The sequence below is a fragment of the Chitinophaga pendula genome, from assembly GCF_020386615.1.
Taxonomy (GTDB): domain Bacteria; phylum Bacteroidota; class Bacteroidia; order Chitinophagales; family Chitinophagaceae; genus Chitinophaga; species Chitinophaga pendula.
The window spans coordinates 5096724-5112765 of sequence record NZ_CP077769.1 but is presented as its reverse complement, the minus strand read 5'-3'; the positions used below and the strand labels follow the sequence as shown (position 1 = coordinate 5112765).

Annotated in this window: 24 protein-coding genes; 23 read left to right on the top strand and 1 reads right to left on the bottom strand. The window is 45.0% G+C overall.

Annotated features, from left to right (window positions below; translation table 11 throughout):
• The first annotated feature begins 49 nt into the window (after positions 1–49).
• From rpmC to carA, 23 genes are all read left to right on the top strand, one after another.
• Positions 50–250 carry a 50S ribosomal protein L29 gene (rpmC, locus tag KTO58_RS18650; protein ID WP_095837927.1) on the top strand — a complete coding sequence of 67 codons (201 nt, stop codon included), beginning with the start codon at positions 50–52 and terminating at the stop codon, positions 248–250.
• A 103-nt stretch (positions 251–353) separates the two neighbouring features.
• Entirely contained in the window at positions 354–611 is a 258-nt protein-coding gene (gene rpsQ, locus KTO58_RS18645; protein ID WP_198315196.1) for a 30S ribosomal protein S17, read from the top strand.
• Positions 612–693: 82 nt separating this feature from the next.
• The gene (rplN, locus tag KTO58_RS18640) at positions 694–1062 is read left to right on the top strand and encodes a 50S ribosomal protein L14 (RefSeq protein ID WP_012789297.1); all 369 of its coding nucleotides are present in this window, start codon (positions 694–696) and stop codon (positions 1060–1062) included.
• A gap of 186 nt (positions 1063–1248) precedes the next feature.
• Positions 1249–1587 carry a 50S ribosomal protein L24 gene (rplX, locus tag KTO58_RS18635; protein ID WP_095837928.1) on the top strand — a complete coding sequence of 113 codons (339 nt, stop codon included), beginning with the start codon at positions 1249–1251 and terminating at the stop codon, positions 1585–1587.
• On the top strand, positions 1587–2162 hold the full coding sequence (gene rplE, locus KTO58_RS18630; RefSeq protein ID WP_095837929.1) for a 50S ribosomal protein L5: 576 nt from the start codon (positions 1587–1589) through the stop codon (positions 2160–2162). The genes rplX and rplE overlap by 1 nt, the downstream gene beginning before the upstream one ends.
• Positions 2163–2226: 64 nt before the next feature.
• A complete protein-coding gene (gene rpsN / locus KTO58_RS18625) occupies positions 2227–2496 on the top strand; it encodes a 30S ribosomal protein S14 (protein ID WP_095837930.1) in 270 nt (89 codons plus the stop codon).
• Positions 2497–2562: 66 nt separating this feature from the next.
• Positions 2563–2961: a 30S ribosomal protein S8 gene (rpsH, locus tag KTO58_RS18620; RefSeq protein ID WP_095837931.1), complete on the top strand. Its 399-nt coding sequence runs from the start codon at positions 2563–2565 to the stop codon at positions 2959–2961.
• Positions 2962–3100: 139 nt separating this feature from the next.
• Positions 3101–3655 carry a 50S ribosomal protein L6 gene (rplF, locus tag KTO58_RS18615; RefSeq protein WP_095837932.1) on the top strand — a complete coding sequence of 185 codons (555 nt, stop codon included), beginning with the start codon at positions 3101–3103 and terminating at the stop codon, positions 3653–3655.
• A gap of 88 nt (positions 3656–3743) precedes the next feature.
• Positions 3744–4097 carry a 50S ribosomal protein L18 gene (rplR, locus tag KTO58_RS18610; RefSeq protein WP_095837933.1) on the top strand — a complete coding sequence of 118 codons (354 nt, stop codon included), beginning with the start codon at positions 3744–3746 and terminating at the stop codon, positions 4095–4097.
• A gap of 97 nt (positions 4098–4194) precedes the next feature.
• On the top strand, positions 4195–4713 hold the full coding sequence (rpsE, locus tag KTO58_RS18605; RefSeq protein WP_095837934.1) for a 30S ribosomal protein S5: 519 nt from the start codon (positions 4195–4197) through the stop codon (positions 4711–4713).
• Positions 4714–4777: 64 nt separating this feature from the next.
• Positions 4778–4963 carry a 50S ribosomal protein L30 gene (rpmD, locus tag KTO58_RS18600; RefSeq protein ID WP_095837935.1) on the top strand — a complete coding sequence of 62 codons (186 nt, stop codon included), beginning with the start codon at positions 4778–4780 and terminating at the stop codon, positions 4961–4963.
• A 113-nt stretch (positions 4964–5076) separates the two neighbouring features.
• Positions 5077–5523, top strand: coding sequence for a 50S ribosomal protein L15 (gene rplO, locus KTO58_RS18595; RefSeq protein ID WP_095837936.1), 447 nt, complete (start codon positions 5077–5079; stop codon positions 5521–5523).
• A gap of 183 nt (positions 5524–5706) precedes the next feature.
• On the top strand, positions 5707–7050 hold the full coding sequence (gene secY / locus KTO58_RS18590; protein WP_095837937.1) for a preprotein translocase subunit SecY: 1344 nt from the start codon (positions 5707–5709) through the stop codon (positions 7048–7050).
• A 135-nt stretch (positions 7051–7185) separates the two neighbouring features.
• Complete coding sequence (gene map, locus KTO58_RS18585; RefSeq protein WP_095837938.1) at positions 7186–7986, top strand: type I methionyl aminopeptidase; 801 nt, start codon at positions 7186–7188, stop codon at positions 7984–7986.
• A gap of 108 nt (positions 7987–8094) precedes the next feature.
• Complete coding sequence (infA, locus tag KTO58_RS18580; RefSeq protein ID WP_012789309.1) at positions 8095–8313, top strand: translation initiation factor IF-1; 219 nt, start codon at positions 8095–8097, stop codon at positions 8311–8313.
• 40 nt (positions 8314–8353) lie between these two features.
• A complete protein-coding gene (gene rpmJ / locus KTO58_RS18575; RefSeq protein ID WP_074240009.1) occupies positions 8354–8470 on the top strand; it encodes a 50S ribosomal protein L36 in 117 nt (38 codons plus the stop codon).
• A 52-nt stretch (positions 8471–8522) separates the two neighbouring features.
• A complete protein-coding gene (gene rpsM, locus KTO58_RS18570; RefSeq protein ID WP_095837939.1) occupies positions 8523–8903 on the top strand; it encodes a 30S ribosomal protein S13 in 381 nt (126 codons plus the stop codon).
• A gap of 122 nt (positions 8904–9025) precedes the next feature.
• Positions 9026–9427 (top strand): 30S ribosomal protein S11, encoded by a 402-nt coding sequence (rpsK, locus tag KTO58_RS18565; RefSeq protein ID WP_095837940.1) that lies wholly within the window; start codon positions 9026–9028, stop codon positions 9425–9427.
• A 164-nt stretch (positions 9428–9591) separates the two neighbouring features.
• A complete protein-coding gene (gene rpsD / locus KTO58_RS18560; RefSeq protein WP_095837941.1) occupies positions 9592–10197 on the top strand; it encodes a 30S ribosomal protein S4 in 606 nt (201 codons plus the stop codon).
• 89 nt (positions 10198–10286) lie between these two features.
• Positions 10287–11282 carry a DNA-directed RNA polymerase subunit alpha gene (locus KTO58_RS18555; RefSeq protein WP_095841500.1) on the top strand — a complete coding sequence of 332 codons (996 nt, stop codon included), beginning with the start codon at positions 10287–10289 and terminating at the stop codon, positions 11280–11282.
• Between the two features lie 86 nt (positions 11283–11368).
• Positions 11369–11869: a 50S ribosomal protein L17 gene (gene rplQ / locus KTO58_RS18550; RefSeq protein WP_095837942.1), complete on the top strand. Its 501-nt coding sequence runs from the start codon at positions 11369–11371 to the stop codon at positions 11867–11869.
• Between the two features lie 133 nt (positions 11870–12002).
• Positions 12003–12839: a hypothetical protein gene (locus KTO58_RS18545; RefSeq protein WP_095837943.1), complete on the top strand. Its 837-nt coding sequence runs from the start codon at positions 12003–12005 to the stop codon at positions 12837–12839.
• A 147-nt stretch (positions 12840–12986) separates the two neighbouring features.
• Positions 12987–14096 (top strand): glutamine-hydrolyzing carbamoyl-phosphate synthase small subunit, encoded by a 1110-nt coding sequence (carA, locus tag KTO58_RS18540; RefSeq protein WP_095837944.1) that lies wholly within the window; start codon positions 12987–12989, stop codon positions 14094–14096.
• Positions 14097–14717: 621 nt separating this feature from the next.
• Here the strand turns inward: carA and KTO58_RS18535 are convergent.
• Positions 14718–15914 (bottom strand): pyridoxal phosphate-dependent aminotransferase, encoded by a 1197-nt coding sequence (locus KTO58_RS18535; RefSeq protein WP_095837945.1) that lies wholly within the window; start codon positions 15912–15914, stop codon positions 14718–14720.
• Positions 15915–16042 lie beyond the last annotated feature (128 nt).

Below are 16042 nucleotides of genomic sequence, written 5' to 3'. Positions count from 1 at the left end.
ACAAGCCCTGTCTCAAACGTTACATTAACAACGCACAAAAAGCATAACAATGGCAAAAGCAAAGCTGGATCTGAAAGGCCTGAGTGAACAAGACCTGAGGAGCAAAATCTCCGAAGAAGAGTTGCGCATGAAGAAAATTACGTTCAGTCACGCAATCACGCCGATCGAAAATCCAATGAGCATCCGCTCTCTGAGACGTGAGATCGCACGCATGAAAACTGAATTGCGTAAAAGAGAACTCGGCTTCTAAGATCCCCCACACTCCCCCAACAGGGAGAATGGGTAGCAACCGTTTATAAAGATAAATTTATTATAGCCTCCCACCGGGAGGTAGGAGGTTAAATACTTTCAAAATGATCGAAAGAAAATTAAGGAAATCCAGGATCGGTGTGGTTTCTAGCAACAAAATGGACAAAACCATCACCGTAAGCGTCGAGCGTAAGGTGAAACACCCGATCTATGGTAAGTTCGTTAAGAAAACTACCAAATTCATGGCGCACGACGAGAAAAACGAGTGCAGCATCGGGGATACCGTTAGAATAATGGAAACTCGCCCCCTCAGCAAAAACAAATGCTGGAGAATGGTAGAAGTGATCGAAAAAGTAAAATAATTCTTTTTATTGTTTCAAGCTGTCAGCCAGATTAATCTCCGGTAACAGCCGCTGACTAAACAAATTAACAAAACTCATTACGATGATACAACAAGAATCAAGGCTGAATGTTGCTGATAACAGCGGCGCCAAAGAAGTGCTTTGCATCCGCGTGTTAGGCAACTCCGGTCAGGATTACGCGAAGGTAGGCGACAAAATCGTGGTTACCGTAAAAGACGCAATCCCCGGCGGTGGCGTTAAAAAAGGTATGGTAACCAAAGCCGTTATCGTTAGAACCAAAAATAAACTCCGTCGTAAAGATGGCTCCTATATCCGCTTCGACGATAACGCCGTTGTATTACTGAATAACTCAGACGAGCCCCGCGGTACCCGTATCTTCGGACCCGTTGCCCGTGAACTGCGTGACAAGGGATATATGAAAATTATCTCCCTCGCACCTGAGGTATTGTAAGATATTGATAACGAGTGATTTCGTGATTCTAGCGCCGTCTATTTTCCTCCAAAGGAACACCAGATAGCCCTAAAATCACGAAATCCCGAAATTATTCCTATCTTTGCAGCCCGTTTCATAAGACGAAACAAACATTTAATCAAGCGGAACAAGTGTTTCGCTTGGCGTTTATAAATAAACAAAGTAATGAAAACTAGATTCAAGCCGAAGTTCAACATTAAGAAAGGCGACATGGTAGTGGTGATTGCCGGTGATGACAAGGACAGAACCAAGCCACGCAAAGTACTGGAAGTAATTCCAGAAAAATCCCGCGTATTGGTGGAAGGCGTTAACATTATTACCAAACACACCAAGCCCACTGCTCAGAATACCAAAGGTGGTATCGTAAAGCAAGAAGCTCCTATCGCTATTTCCAACATAATGTTGTGGGATGCTAAGGCTGGTCAACCTACCAAGGTGAACAGACAGAGAGAAAACGGAAAATTAGTTCGTATCGCTAAAAAATCAGGGGAGGTAATTAAATAATGGCAAACACTACATATATCCCAAGACTGCAGAAAAAGTACCGCGAAGAAGTGGTGGCTGCACTCATGAAGAAATTCAACTATAAGAGTGTAATGCAGGTTCCCCGCCTGGTTAAGATCTGCTTGAACCAAGGTATCAACGGCGCCGTAGGTGATAAGAAACTGGTGGACATCGCAGTAGACGAAATGACACGCATCTCCGGTCAGAAAGCGATCCCTACTTTGTCTAAAAAAGATATATCCAACTTCAAACTCAGAAAGCACATGCCTATCGGCGCTCGCGTTACCCTCCGCAGCAACAATATGTATGACTTCCTGGATCGTTTGATCGCAGTATCCTTACCTCGTGTACGTGACTTCAAAGGCGTAAACGAAAAAGCCTTCGATGGCCGCGGTAACTATACCATGGGTATCACTGAACAGATCATCTTCCCGGAGATCGACATCGATAAAGTGACCAAAATCACCGGTATGGATATCACTTTCGTAACCACCGCTACTACCAACGAAGAAGCCTACGAGTTACTGAAAGAACTGGGTATGCCTTTCAAAAACGTGAAGAAAGACAATCAATAAAATATAAATCCAATTCCGGACTGATCCCCTAAAGATTGTCCGGAAATTGAAATTAACACAAACTATGGCAAAAGAATCCGTAAAAGCCAGGCAGAGAAAAAGAGAAGCATTGGTGGCCAAATTTGCAGATAAACGTGCTGAACTTAAAGCAGCAGGTGACTACGCAGCATTGGACAAACTGCCTAAAAATGCATCTCCCGTGCGTCTGAAAAACAGATGCCAACTCAGCGGTCGTCCCAAAGGTTACATGCGCCACTTCGGCCTCTGCCGTAACATGTTCCGCGACCTCGCCCTCGCCGGCAAAATCCCTGGCGTGACAAAAGCCAGCTGGTAAATTTTTTAAAGATTCCCTTCTATTACTGAGTGGATATCGCATTGTAAAACATCTAACTTCTAAACAATGGTTACTGATCCAATCGCAGACTTCCTGACAAGAATCCGGAACGCGCAAATGGCCAACCACAGAATCGTGGAGATTCCGGCTTCCAAGCTGAAAAAACGCATCACCGAAATACTGTACGATAAAGGTTATATCCTGAAGTACAAATTTGAGGACGATAACAAACAAGGCCTCATCAAAATCGCCTTGAAGTACGATCCCCAATCCAAAGTACCCGCCATCACTGACTTGCAACGTATAAGCCGCCCAGGTTTACGCCAGTACGCAAAACCAGAAGAATTCAAACGCGTGAAGAATGGTTTAGGTATCTCCATCATCTCTACCTCCAAAGGTGTGATGACAGATAAAGAAGCGAAAGCGCAAAATGTTGGCGGCGAAGTTATCTGCTTCGTTTACTAGACATATACATGGTCGGTTTACCAGGTATACCCGGGTAAACCTGCCGCCTTTACAGATGTCTCTGATATTTAAGCATTCTATACGGCGCTGAACACAGAACATCTCAACAAATTACAAATCAAACTTTTAAACTGAAGTTATGTCACGTATAGGTAAAAGTCCTATCAAATTGGCCAGCGGAGTGACAGTTACTGTCTCCCCAGCCAATGAAATAACAGTGAAAGGTCCAAAAGGTGAACTGAAAAAGAACATCGATAGAGACATCAAAGTGGAAGTAGCAGATGGTACACTCACCGTTAGCCGCCCCACCGACCAGATCCGCCACCGCGCACTGCATGGCCTGTACCGCGCACTGATCTCCAACATGGTGACCGGTGTAACCGAAGGCTTCAAAAAACAACTCGAACTCGTAGGGGTAGGTTATAAAGCAGCTCACCAGGGACAACTCCTGGACCTGTCTTTAGGTTACTCTCACAATATCGTTATCGAAATCCCACAGGAACTGAAAGTGAACACCCTCACAGAAAAAGGTGCTAACCCTAAGATCATGCTCGAAGGTACCGATAACCAACTGCTCGGACAGGTAGCCGCTAAAATCCGTAGCCTCCGCAAACCAGAGCCTTACAAAGGTAAAGGTGTTCGCTACAGCGATGAAGTGGTTCGTAAGAAAGCAGGTAAGTCTGCAGGTAAATAATTAATCTTTATCGGCTGGTACGCCCCAAAGCTACCGGCTGATTTAATAACTTTCCCGGCAGCATCGGGAACGTATAAAAAATAGTGAAATGAGTACAAAAGTTAACAGGAGACAAAAGATCCGTTACCGTATCCGTAAAAAGGTGTCCGGTTCTGCTCAAAGACCCAGATTGTCTGTTTTCCGCAGCAATAGCGATATCTATTTGCAACTGATCGACGATACAAACGGTACTACCCTCGCCGCAGCTTCTACCCGCGATAAAGATATCCAGGCTCAAAGCGGTACCAAAAGCGAAAAATCAAAACTCGCTGGCGTTGCACTTGCTACCAAAGCTAAAGCACTCGGCATCTCCGAATGCATCTTCGACCGTGGTGGTTACCTGTACCATGGCCGCGTGAAAAACGTAGGCGATGGCGCAAGAGAAGGAGGTCTCCAGTTCTAATTTTAGATTGACGATTTACGATATGCGCAAATAACGCAGGCCGTAAGTCGGGAGAAATCAAATCGTAAATCTGAAATCGTAATTTGTAAATAATAAAATGGCAAAGAATTCATTCAATAAAGTAAAGGCTGGTGACCTGGAGCTGAAAGAAAAAGTAGTGGCCATCAACCGCGTTACCAAAACCACCAAAGGTGGTCGTACCTTCAGCTTCTCTGCGCTGGTGGTAGTAGGTAACGAAAATGGCGTGGTAGGTCACGGTCTGGGTAAAGCTAAGGAAGTACAGGAAGCTATCACCAAAGGTATCGATGATGCTAAAAAGAACCTCATCAAAATACCCGTAATGCATGGCACCATTCCGCACGACCAGCTTGCCAAAGAAGGAGCTGCTAAAGTACTGATCAAACCTGCCGCTCACGGTACTGGTGTGATCGCCGGAGGTTCTATGCGCGCCGTTCTGGAAAGCGCTGGTATCACCGACGTACTCGCAAAATCCCTGGGATCCGCTAACCCGCACAACGTGGTAAAAGCAACCTTCAAAGCACTCGGCCTGCTCCGCGAACCAGTTCAGATCGCTAAAACAAGAAGCGTATCCCTGAAGAAAGTATTCAACGGATAATATGCCGTAGTCCAACCGCCGGCATAACACCCGGAGGATTGTTCATAGGAAATTATATAAACAAATGGCAAAGATTAAGATCACTCAAGTGAAAAGTGGTATCGACCGTCCTGAAAGGCAAAAACTGACCTTACAGGCACTGGGCCTCACCAAAATGCACGCGGCTGTTGAAGTGGAAGCTACTCCTCAGATCCTGGGTATGGTGCGTAAGGTAAACCACCTCGTAAAAGTTGAAGAAGTAAACGGATAATCACTGAAGTCAGGGTATAATCCACTAACTTTACTTTTACATTTGTATTTTAGCAATTTACATTTTACATTTATTGCGAGCGGTTAATTTCCGCGTAAGTAAAAACAATTATCATGAATCTGCATTCATTACAGCCCGCTAAAGGCTCTGTACATAAAGAAAAACGCTTAGGTCGTGGTGAAGCCTCCGGTAAAGGTGGCACCTCCACAAAAGGTAACAAAGGTGGTCAGTCCCGCGCCGGCTACTCCAGCAAAAGAGGCCACGAAGGTGGTCAGATGCCCATCCAACGCCGTATGCCTAAACGTGGTTTCAAATCCCTGGATCGCGTTGACTACCAGGTATTCAACGTAGGCCAGATCGATCACCTGGTTGAAAAATACGGTCTGCAGGAATTTACCCTCGAAAACCTGTATATGAACGGCCTGGTAAACAAAACCGCTAAAGTTAAAATATTAGGCCAGGGCGAACTGAAAGCTAAAGTAACCATCAAAGTAAACGCAATCAGCGAAAAAGCTAAACAGGTTGTGGAAGCTGCAGGTGGTACAGTAGAACTGGTATAAGATGTACGACTGAGGAGACGCCTACGGAGTAGTGCGTCTTTTCGTATTTTTATATTTAGCCTGATAGAGAATTAATCAAATGCCGGCTTACAAGTTGTTGGAGGACAGGTAAATGGAGCCTTGAAATTTGGAACTTGGTTTTTGGAATTTTATATAATAGCGCTATTAAACCTTTATCTTCCTGTGAAGAAATTTATCGAAACGATTAAGAACATCTGGAGCATCGAGGACCTGCGTAACCGCATCCTCACCACCCTGCTCCTTGTCCTCATCTACCGCGTAGGATCCTATATCGTATTACCCGGCATCGATGCTAACGCATTGCACAACCTGACCGAAAAATCCAATCAGGGTATCCTGGGATTGATCAACATGTTCGCCGGTGGTTCGTTCTCACGGGCTTCCATTTTCGCGCTGGGGATCATGCCCTACATTTCCGCGTCTATCGCTATTCAACTCTTAACTATCGCAGTTCCCTATTTCCAGAAACTGCAGAAAGAAGGCGAAAGCGGCAGGAAGAAGATTAATCAGTATACCCGGATACTCACCGTGGTAGTGACCGGCTTCCAGGCGAGCGCCTACGTGGCGTATCTCCGCAACCAATCCGGTGGCGCTATTATACCAGAATATGGTGGCTTTTTCTTCTGGTTATCCACTACTATCGTTCTCACCGCCGGTACCCTGTTCGTAATGTGGCTCGGCGAAAAGATCACCGATAAAGGGATCGGAAATGGTACCTCCATCGTTATCATGGTCGGTATCCTCGCCCGTCTGCCGCAAGCCCTCATCCAGGAATTCACCAGCCGTACCACCGAAGCTGGTGGCGGCCTCCTCGTCTTCCTGATAGAGCTCGCAGTATTCATCCTCATTACCATCGGACTCATCCTGCTCGTACAAGGTACCCGCAAGATCCCCGTGAACTACGCCAAACGTATCGTAGGTAATAAACAATATGGAGGTGTACGCCAGTTCATCCCACTTAAAGTAAACGCTGCTGGGGTAATGCCAATCATCTTCGCCCAAGCGATCATGTTCATACCGGCCACCGTTATCGGTTTCGCTACCTCCTCAGAAAGCGCTTCCGGTTTCGTACGCATATTCAGTGACCATACCAACGGTTGGTACAACCTGATCTATGCAGTACTGGTAATCGTATTCACTTACTTCTATACCGCACTCATCTTCAACCCCACACAAATGGCGGATGAAATGAAACGCAACAACGGTTTCATCCCAGGCGTTAAACCTGGTAAAGCAACCGCCGATTACATCGGCGCCGTAATGGACCGTATCACCCTCCCCGGCGCCTTCTTCCTGGCAATGGTGGGTATATTGCCAGGTGTAGCCGCAGCCCTCAAGATCAATAGCAACTTCGCTACCTTCTTCGGTGGTACCTCCCTCCTCATCATGGTAGGAGTAATCCTCGATACGCTGCAACAGATCGAAAGCCAGTTACTCATGCGCCACTATGATGGTCTCATGAGCTCCGGCAGGATCAAAGGCCGCACCGCCCCGGCTAACGCATAAGTGATTGTCTAGCAATAGACACTATAGCGATATAGTAGCCACGGAAGCATAAATGCAACTTTATGCTTTGGTGGCTACATTATTTATTATAGTTACCGGAACACCGCCGGTTACCTTAGCAAAACACTCAGGATCATGATTCATTATAAGACGAAAGAAGAGATAGAACTAATGCGCAAAAGCTCCCTGGCCGTAAGCGCAGCCCTGGCAGAAGTAGCTAAAGCACTCAAACCAGGCATGACAACACGCCAGGTAGATGCATTGGCTGAACAATTCATCAGGGATAACGGAGGTACACCGTCTTTTAAAGGATATAAAGGATTTGCCCATGCCTGCTGCATCTCAGTTAACGAAGCCGTAGTACATGGTATCCCGTCCGACTACGTCATCAAGGATGGTGATATCGTCTCCGTAGACGTTGGCGTATACCTCAATGGCTACCACGGCGATAGCGCATACACCTTCGCCATCGGTAACGTACAGGAAAAAATACTCCGCCTCATGACCGCCACCAAAACAGCATTGTATAAAGGTGTCGAAAAAGCCATCGTTGGTAACAGAGTAGGAGATATCTCCTATGCTATCCAGGATTATGCAGAAAAAGAAAGAGGGTACGGTGTAGTACGCGAACTCGTAGGGCACGGCCTCGGTAAAAACCTGCATGAAGACCCACAGGTCCCCAACTATGGCAAACGTGGCAGCGGCCCCGTCATGAAAGAAGGACTCGTTATCGCTATCGAACCGATGATCAACCTCAGAACCCGCGATGTTGAGTTCCTGGAGGATGGTTGGACAGTCGTAACCCGTGATAATCAGCCTTCTGTACATTACGAACATGACGTAGCCGTTGGCAAAGGCAAACCAGACATCCTGTCCAGTTTCAACGACATCGAAACGGCAGAAAAGAATAATTCCGAGCTAAATGCAGCATATTAAGGGAAAATATGCCCCGAAATGCCTCATTTTCGGCGGTTTCTTAACAGAGAATTATTAATTTTTATTTTGTAAAAGAATAATGCTATCTTTGCATTCCTAAAAATTTTTATGGCAAAACAGGCACTCATTAAACAGGATGGAATAATACTAGAAGCCTTGTCTAACGCTATGTTCCGGGTAAAATTGGAGAATGGGCATGAGATTTTGGCCACCATTTCTGGAAAAATGAGGATGCACTACATTCGTATTCTTCCAGGAGATAAAGTAGGGGTGGAAATGAGCCCTTACGACTTATCCAGAGGCCGTATCATTTTCAGGTATAAATAAACGTTGTAATAATACACACACTTAATAAATACTACAAGTCATGAAGGTAAGAGCTTCAATCAAAAAAAGAAGTGCGGATTGTAAGATTGTGCGTCGTAAAGGTGTTTTGTTGGTAATCAACAAGAAAAACCCCCGTTTTAAACAACGCCAGGGATAATTCCTGCCCGTAACGGGATCATTAATTGAAATCATAAATCTAAAATAGAAATATGGCACGTATAGCCGGTATTGATCTTCCTAAGAATAAAAGAGGAGAAATTGGCCTCACCTATATCTTCGGTATAGGCCACTCTACCGCCAAGTATATCCTTACTAAGGCGGAAATAGACTTTGATAAGAAAGTAAAGGATTGGAACGATGATGAGCAGGCTGCTATCCGTAACATCATTAACAGTGAGTTCAAGGTAGAAGGTCAGTTGCGTTCAGAGGTGCAGATGAATATCAAGCGTTTGCTCGATATCGCCTGTTATCGTGGTCTCCGTCACAGGAAAGGTTTACCGGTTAGAGGCCAGCGTACCCGCACCAACAGCCGTACCCGTAAAGGTAAACGTAAAACTGTGGCTGGTAAGAAAAAAGCTCCTAAGAAATAATATTAATAAATTCCATACCCCAGGTACCAGTACCCCAAAGCCGGGTCGAGTGGTATACATGGAATCCAACACTCTTTGGGGAATGGGAAATCGGAATTTGGAAATTGGAATTTTAAATAATTATGGCAAAAGCAAACAATACAAAAACTGCTGCTAACAAAAAAAGGGTAGTAAAAGTTGATAACTACGGAGATGTACACATCTCTGCAAGCTTTAACAACATCATTGTGAGCATCACCAACAAACATGGTCAGGTTATCTCCTGGTCTTCTGCTGGTAAAATGGGCTTCCGCGGTTCTAAAAAGAACACCCCATACGCTGCCCAGCTCGCAGCAACAGATGCAGCGAAAGTTGCCTTTGATGCAGGCCTGAAAAGAGCAGATGTATTTGTAAAAGGCCCCGGCGCCGGCCGCGAAAGCGCTATCCGGGCAATCGCTAACTCCGGTATCGAAGTAAACATGATCAAAGATGTTACTCCGCTGCCTCACAACGGCTGCCGCCCTCCCAAAAAGAGAAGAGTGTAGGAATACATTATATACCAAATTCCAGCAACCAGATTCCGCATCAAAACGGGGTTTGGTTTTTGGAATTTGGAACGTTTAATTTTATTACGGTGGGTGTATGATCAAGTTTTCAGATTTTTTGAAGAGCATACATCCGTAACTAAAAAATCTAAAGTAAATCAAACATGGCAAGGTACACAGGTCCAAAGACCAGAATTTGCAGAATTTTTGGAGAACCCATCTTAGGTAATGGGAAGTATTTAGGTAAGAACAGCAACCCTCCCGGCCAACACGGTCCTAACCGTAAACGCAAACAAATGGGAGAGTATGCACTGCAGCTGAAAGAAAAACAAAAAGCCAAATACACCTACGGAGTACTGGAACGCCAGTTCCGCAACCTCTTCGAAGAGGCTAACCGCCGTAAAGGTGTTACCGGTGAAGTATTGATCAAATTACTGGAAGCTCGCCTGGACAACACTGTTTACCGCCTCGGTATCGCTCCCTCACGCCCTGCTGCCCGTCAGCTCGTTGCGCACAAACACATCACCGTAAACGGCCAGGTACTCAACGTACCTTCCTATCAGCTGAAACCCGGAGATATCATCGGTCTGAAAAACAAAACCGCTGGTAATACCGCCCTCACTAGCGTAATCCGTGGAAAAAATCCTAAATTTAGCTGGCTTGACTGGAACGAGAAAGAAATGAGAGGTACATTCATCGCCTATCCGGAGAGAGAAAGCGTTCCCGAAAATATCAAGGAACAGCTCATCGTCGAACTGTACTCTAAATAATCCTTAAGTATTTGACCATAAGCACCCCGCTTATGGTCAAATACGTTGGACCGATATATACCCATAAACTACTAAACAAAAACATATCAATGGCAATTCTGAATTTCCAAAAGCCTGATAAAATCGTTTTGCAAAAGTCTACCGACTTTGAAGCTCAATTCGAATTCCGGCCCTTAGAGCCAGGTTATGCTGTGACTATCGGTAACGCCCTCCGTCGCGTATTGCTGTCGTCATTAGAAGGCTATGCCATTGTGGGAATAAAGATAGAAGGAGCGGATCACGAATTCGCTACCCTGAAAGGTATCACCGAAGACGTTACAGAAATCATTCTGAACCTCAAACAGGTACGTTTCAAAAAGATCGTGGAAAATGAAGTGAACAACGAAAAAATCCAGATCTCCATCAAGGGTAAGACCGAATTTCGTGCAGACATGATCGAAAAAGCAACCAGCTCTTTCCAGATCATGAACCCCGAACTTCTGCTTTGTACCCTCGATCCTTCTGCCAAACTGGATATAGAGCTGACCATCGGTAAAGGTCGTGGTTATGTGCCGGCAGAAGAAAATAAGCCGAAAGATGCAGTATTTGGCTATATCGCCATCGACTCCGTCTTTACTCCAATCAAAAACGTAAAGTATAGCATCGAGAATACCCGTGTGGAACAAAAAACGGACTACGAAAAGCTGATCATGGAAGTGATCACTGATGGTACCATCCACCCGGAAGAAGCAGTAAAACAAGCTTCCCGCATCCTTATCCAACACCTGATGATTATCACCGATGAAAACATCAGCTTCGATACCAAAGACGCGGAAAAAGAAGATGTAGTGGACGAACAAACACTCCAACTGCGCAAAATTCTCAAAACACCTCTCGAAGATCTCGACCTCAGCGTTCGCGCATTCAACTGCCTGAAAGCCGCCAAGATCAACTCCCTGAGCGAACTCGTACAGTACGAACAAGAAGAACTGATGAAATTCAGAAACTTCGGACAAAAATCACTGAGCGAAATCGAACAGGTACTCAACGAAAGAGGCCTCCACTTCGGTATGGACCTGTCTAAACTGAAACTCGAAGAAGAATAAACCAGATACCGGCAAATACCGGCATCATTGTATACTAAAATACCCTGTAATTCCTGACACGGTACAGGGGCAAAACAAAAAATGTCATGCGTCACGGAATTAAATTAAACAAATTAAGCAGAACAGCTGCCCACCGCAAAAGCCTGATGTCTAACCTGGCTTGTGAACTTATCAGCCACAAACGTATCACCACCACCTTGGCTAAAGCCAAAGCATTGCGTGTATACGTTGAACCACTGCTGACAAGAGGCAAAACCGATTCTACCCACAATCGCAGAATCGTATTCAGCTACCTGCAAGACAAAGAAGCTATCAAAGAACTGTTCGGTGCCATCAGCGAAAAAATCGCCAACCGTCCAGGTGGATACACCCGTATCATCAAACTCGGTAAACGTGTAGGTGATAACGCCGAAGTAGCCCTGATCGAACTGGTAGACTTCAATGAGATCTATGGCAAAACCACCGAAAAAGCACCGGCTAAGAGAACTCGTCGTGCTGGTGGTGCTAAGAAAAAAGCAGATGACGCAACAGAAGCTACTCCAGCTGCTGAAGCGAAGACGGAAAGCGAAGAGAAAGCTGCTGAATAGTAGTAAGTACTTAGTGAAAAATATCCAAAAAGCCGCTCTGGTAGGAGCGGCTTTTTCATGTTAGCTCATTACCTGCTTTCTTCTGCATTTGATATATTTATTATATATTAGTGCCACATATCAAACCTATCCTATGAATTACCTCCACTGTCATGCCTGTGGTTGCCAAAACCCGGCAACAGAATTCCTCACATTCTGCAACAACTGCCATAAGAAACTTCAAAACAATTACGCCGATTGGAAAGGGAAACATCCGGGACAACCATACGAACAATTCCTCGCCGCCATCGCCACCGCCTCCCGTACACCGCCTGGTACCCCTGGAACAGGGTGGATCAAACGCACAACCCACCATCGCCGCCGCTATATGCTCACCTGCTGCATAATAATCCTGTTATCTATCATCACCGGCACCATAATTGGAAAACGCCTGGTTATCACCTGGTTTTACCCGGGCGTAAACAAAGCCTGGCTATACACATCCTGGGAAAGAATGACTATCGGCCGCCAGGCATTGCAAATCAGCACACCCGCACACCTCCGTATAAACGATAAAGCCTTGCCGCCCGATCTGGCCTCCGGCATCACCTACCATAAACGGTATACCAACGACCAGGATGAAGGAATGAAAATAGAAGTGAAGTTCTTTAGCTACCTCATAAATACGAGCAATAGCCTTCACAGTGCTGCTATCCAATCCGTAAAAAGTATGGAAACCTCACCGGATATCTCAGATATTCAATATAAAGAGTTGCCCGCACAACCGTCCGATAAAACGGAATGCCTGCTGCAACAAGGTACCTACCGCTATAAAGAGGCTATTCTGCTGTCATTCTCCAACCTGGTAATGGTTCGAGGACAACATCGATGGATAGTATCCCTTCATTATCGCGCAGACGACCAGACCGGTCGTGAAATTGCCGATCGTATCCTCCGGACTGTCAACATCAAAGACACCTATGGAGGATAAACATGAGCATCCAGCCAGTCGATAATTATTAATGTAAATAGTGCCGGGAATTGTATAACTTTGCACGGTTTTTTATCCGAACCTTCAGGGAGTCAAACCCTTGAAGGTTTTTTTTAGAAACGTAAAAACAAGCTCGCGAATCAAAAAATGCATCAGACAAAACCCATCCAGCCTGCCTTACTACTGTTAGAAGACGGTACAGTCTTTCAGGGAAAAGCCTTTGGCAAAATTGGCACTGCCGCCGGTGAATTATGCTTCAATACCGGTATGACAGGTTACCAGGAAGTGTTTACAGATCCTTCCTATAAAGGACAGGTATTGATCATGAATAATTGCTATACAGGCAATTACGGCACCAAAAAAGATGATGTGGAAAGCGCCGAAGTAAAGATCAGTGGTCTGATTTGCAAAAACGTAGCGTACAACTATTCCCGGAAACAGGCAGACAACTCTCTGGAGCAATTCCTGGTAGACAACAACCTGGTAGCTATCTATGATGTAGATACCCGCGCATTGGTGTCACACATCCGCAACAAAGGCGCTATGAACTGTATCATCTCCTCCGCTATCACCGATGTGGAAGAACTGAAAACAGAACTAAGCAAAGTTCCCTCCATGGAAGGCCTCGCACTCTGTACCGAAGTATCTACCAAAGAAGCATACAACTATGGGGACCCTTCCGCAGCGATCAGAATCGCAGTACTCGACAATGGTGTTAAGCGCAATATGCTAAAATGCCTGTCCGAAAAAGGAGCATATCTTAAAGTATTTCCTACAGCAACCAGCTTCGAAGAATGTGAAACATTCCAGCCACATGCGTACTTCATTTCCAACGGCCCCGGCGACCCGGCACCATTGACATATGCAGTGGATACCGTGAAGAAGATCTTGGCCGCAGAAAAACCACTGTTCGGTATCTGCCTCGGGCACCAGTTGCTGGCAATGGCACACGATATCCCAACTTTCAAAATGCACCACGGACACAGAGGGCTAAACCACCCGGTGAAAAACATCCTCACCGGCAAATGTGAGATCACTACCCAAAACCATGGTTTTGCCGTTGATCCTAAAGCTGTAGCCGCTAACGAAAATGTAGAAGTAACACATATCAATCTGAACGATCAATCTATTGAAGGTATCCGTATCAAAAATAAACCAGCATTCTCTGTGCAATATCACCCGGAATCAACCCCCGGGCCGCACGACTCCCGCTATTTATTCGACGATTTCTTCCAGCTGATCAAAGCAAATATGTAAATGATCATCGTTATATAAGAAAGGCCTCGCATCAGCGAGGCCTTTCTTATATATATAAACCAATAGCTTCAGTATAAATATATTATTGGCTAGGTAAGGACAAAAAAATACGGCTCTGTGAACAGAGCCGTTTGCCTTTATAAATTCCACGTTATGAAAAACTGATACAAAAATAAGGTATTTAGCTAAAACGTTTTAGTACGTTTTCTCCTTTTTTACAGATCACTGATAATTCGCTCTCTGTATGATATATTCAACTAAATATTATCGTCCTTATAACTACACAACAAAGTTCGCACCAAATCCCTAATCGTAAAAATCCTATAGGTTAAATTTTTGCTAAACCACTTTGTTGCGCATACTAATCAAATGATACTTTTTATTATTTGATTTTTTATCTCGTTCGTCTCTATTTCCATATCAAATATACGACTAAAAATCATTTTTTATAACATTAGTCGTTAAAAAAAGAGCTTTTGTGTTTAAAAACATCATATAAAATTATTTATAATACCTATGATGTTCATGTAAAGTGTAAATTTTACACAAAGTAACGGAAAAATATTTATTCCTAAATGACAGAATACACCTTTTACCCCTACTTTTTAGATTTCTTAACATTTACACCTGGCGGCCAGGATAAACCTCCAGCGCCTCCCGTAAACAAAGCATCGCTTTCGCAATGGCTTCCGTATTCAATACATAAGCGAACCGAACCTCCTGTTTACCCAATCCTGGTGTAGCATAAAAACCAGTACCCGGAGATAACATCAGCGTCTGCTGCTCATAACTGAACTCCTCCAGCAACCACTGACAGAACCTATCCGCATCATCGATCGGTAAACGGGCCATAGCATAAAACGCGCCACCAGGATTAGGACAAAACACATTCGGCATCTCGTTCAGTAGCTTTACCAACAAATCACGACGAGCCTGGTATTCCGCCTTAATACCATCAAAATAATCATGCGGAAGATCCACCGCAGCTTCTCCCGCAAGCTGCGCAAAAGTAGGAGGACTCAAACGGGCTTGTGCCAGCTTCATCGCCGCATCCAACACCGTCTGATTATGCGTAACAAATGCTCCAATACGACCACCACATGCACTATAACGTTTGGAAATAGTATCCATCAGGATCACATGCTGTCCCATCCCTTCCAGTGCCAGGGCAGAAGTATGTGTGCCCTTATAGCAAAACTCACGATACGCCTCATCGCTGAACAGGAACAGGTCATGTTTCAGACATAACTGCTTCAATACTTCCAATTCTTCCTGACTATATAAATAACCGGTAGGGTTATTAGGATTACAGATCAGTATAGCCTTGGTGCGTGGAGAAATAGCTTGCTCAAAAGCCTCCATGGAAGGAAGCGCAAACCCAGTTTCGATACTGGAGGTAATGGTGTTGATCTTAATGCCAGCTTCAACTGCAAAACCATTATAGTTCGCGTAAAACGGCTCGGGAACAATAATCTCATCGCCTGCATCCAGACAAGACATCAGCGCGAAAATAATCGCTTCAGAGCCACCAGTTGTAACAATGATCTGCTGAGGAGTAACAGTCACACCGAAGCGCGCATAATATTCCACCAGCTTCCGGCGATAACTCTCGTTACCAGCACTATGGCTATACTCCAATATCTTGAAATCACTGTGACGTACCGCATCCAGCACCGGCTTAGGGGTTTCTATATCAGGCTGACCAATGTTCAGGTGATAAACAGTAGTACCTTTCTTTTTAGCGGCTTCCGCAAATGGTACGAGCTTTCTGATAGGAGAGGACGGCATCTGCTGACCCCTCTGACTAATGGTAGGCATAATTTCTGACTGCTTTTTTGCGAAGCAAAGGTAAGGCAATGCGCTAACGTGACAATAGTATAATGTGTTAATGATCCCGACTGCAGGCTGGATACGGATAACGAGCACGCCGCTGCCCGGATAAAAAA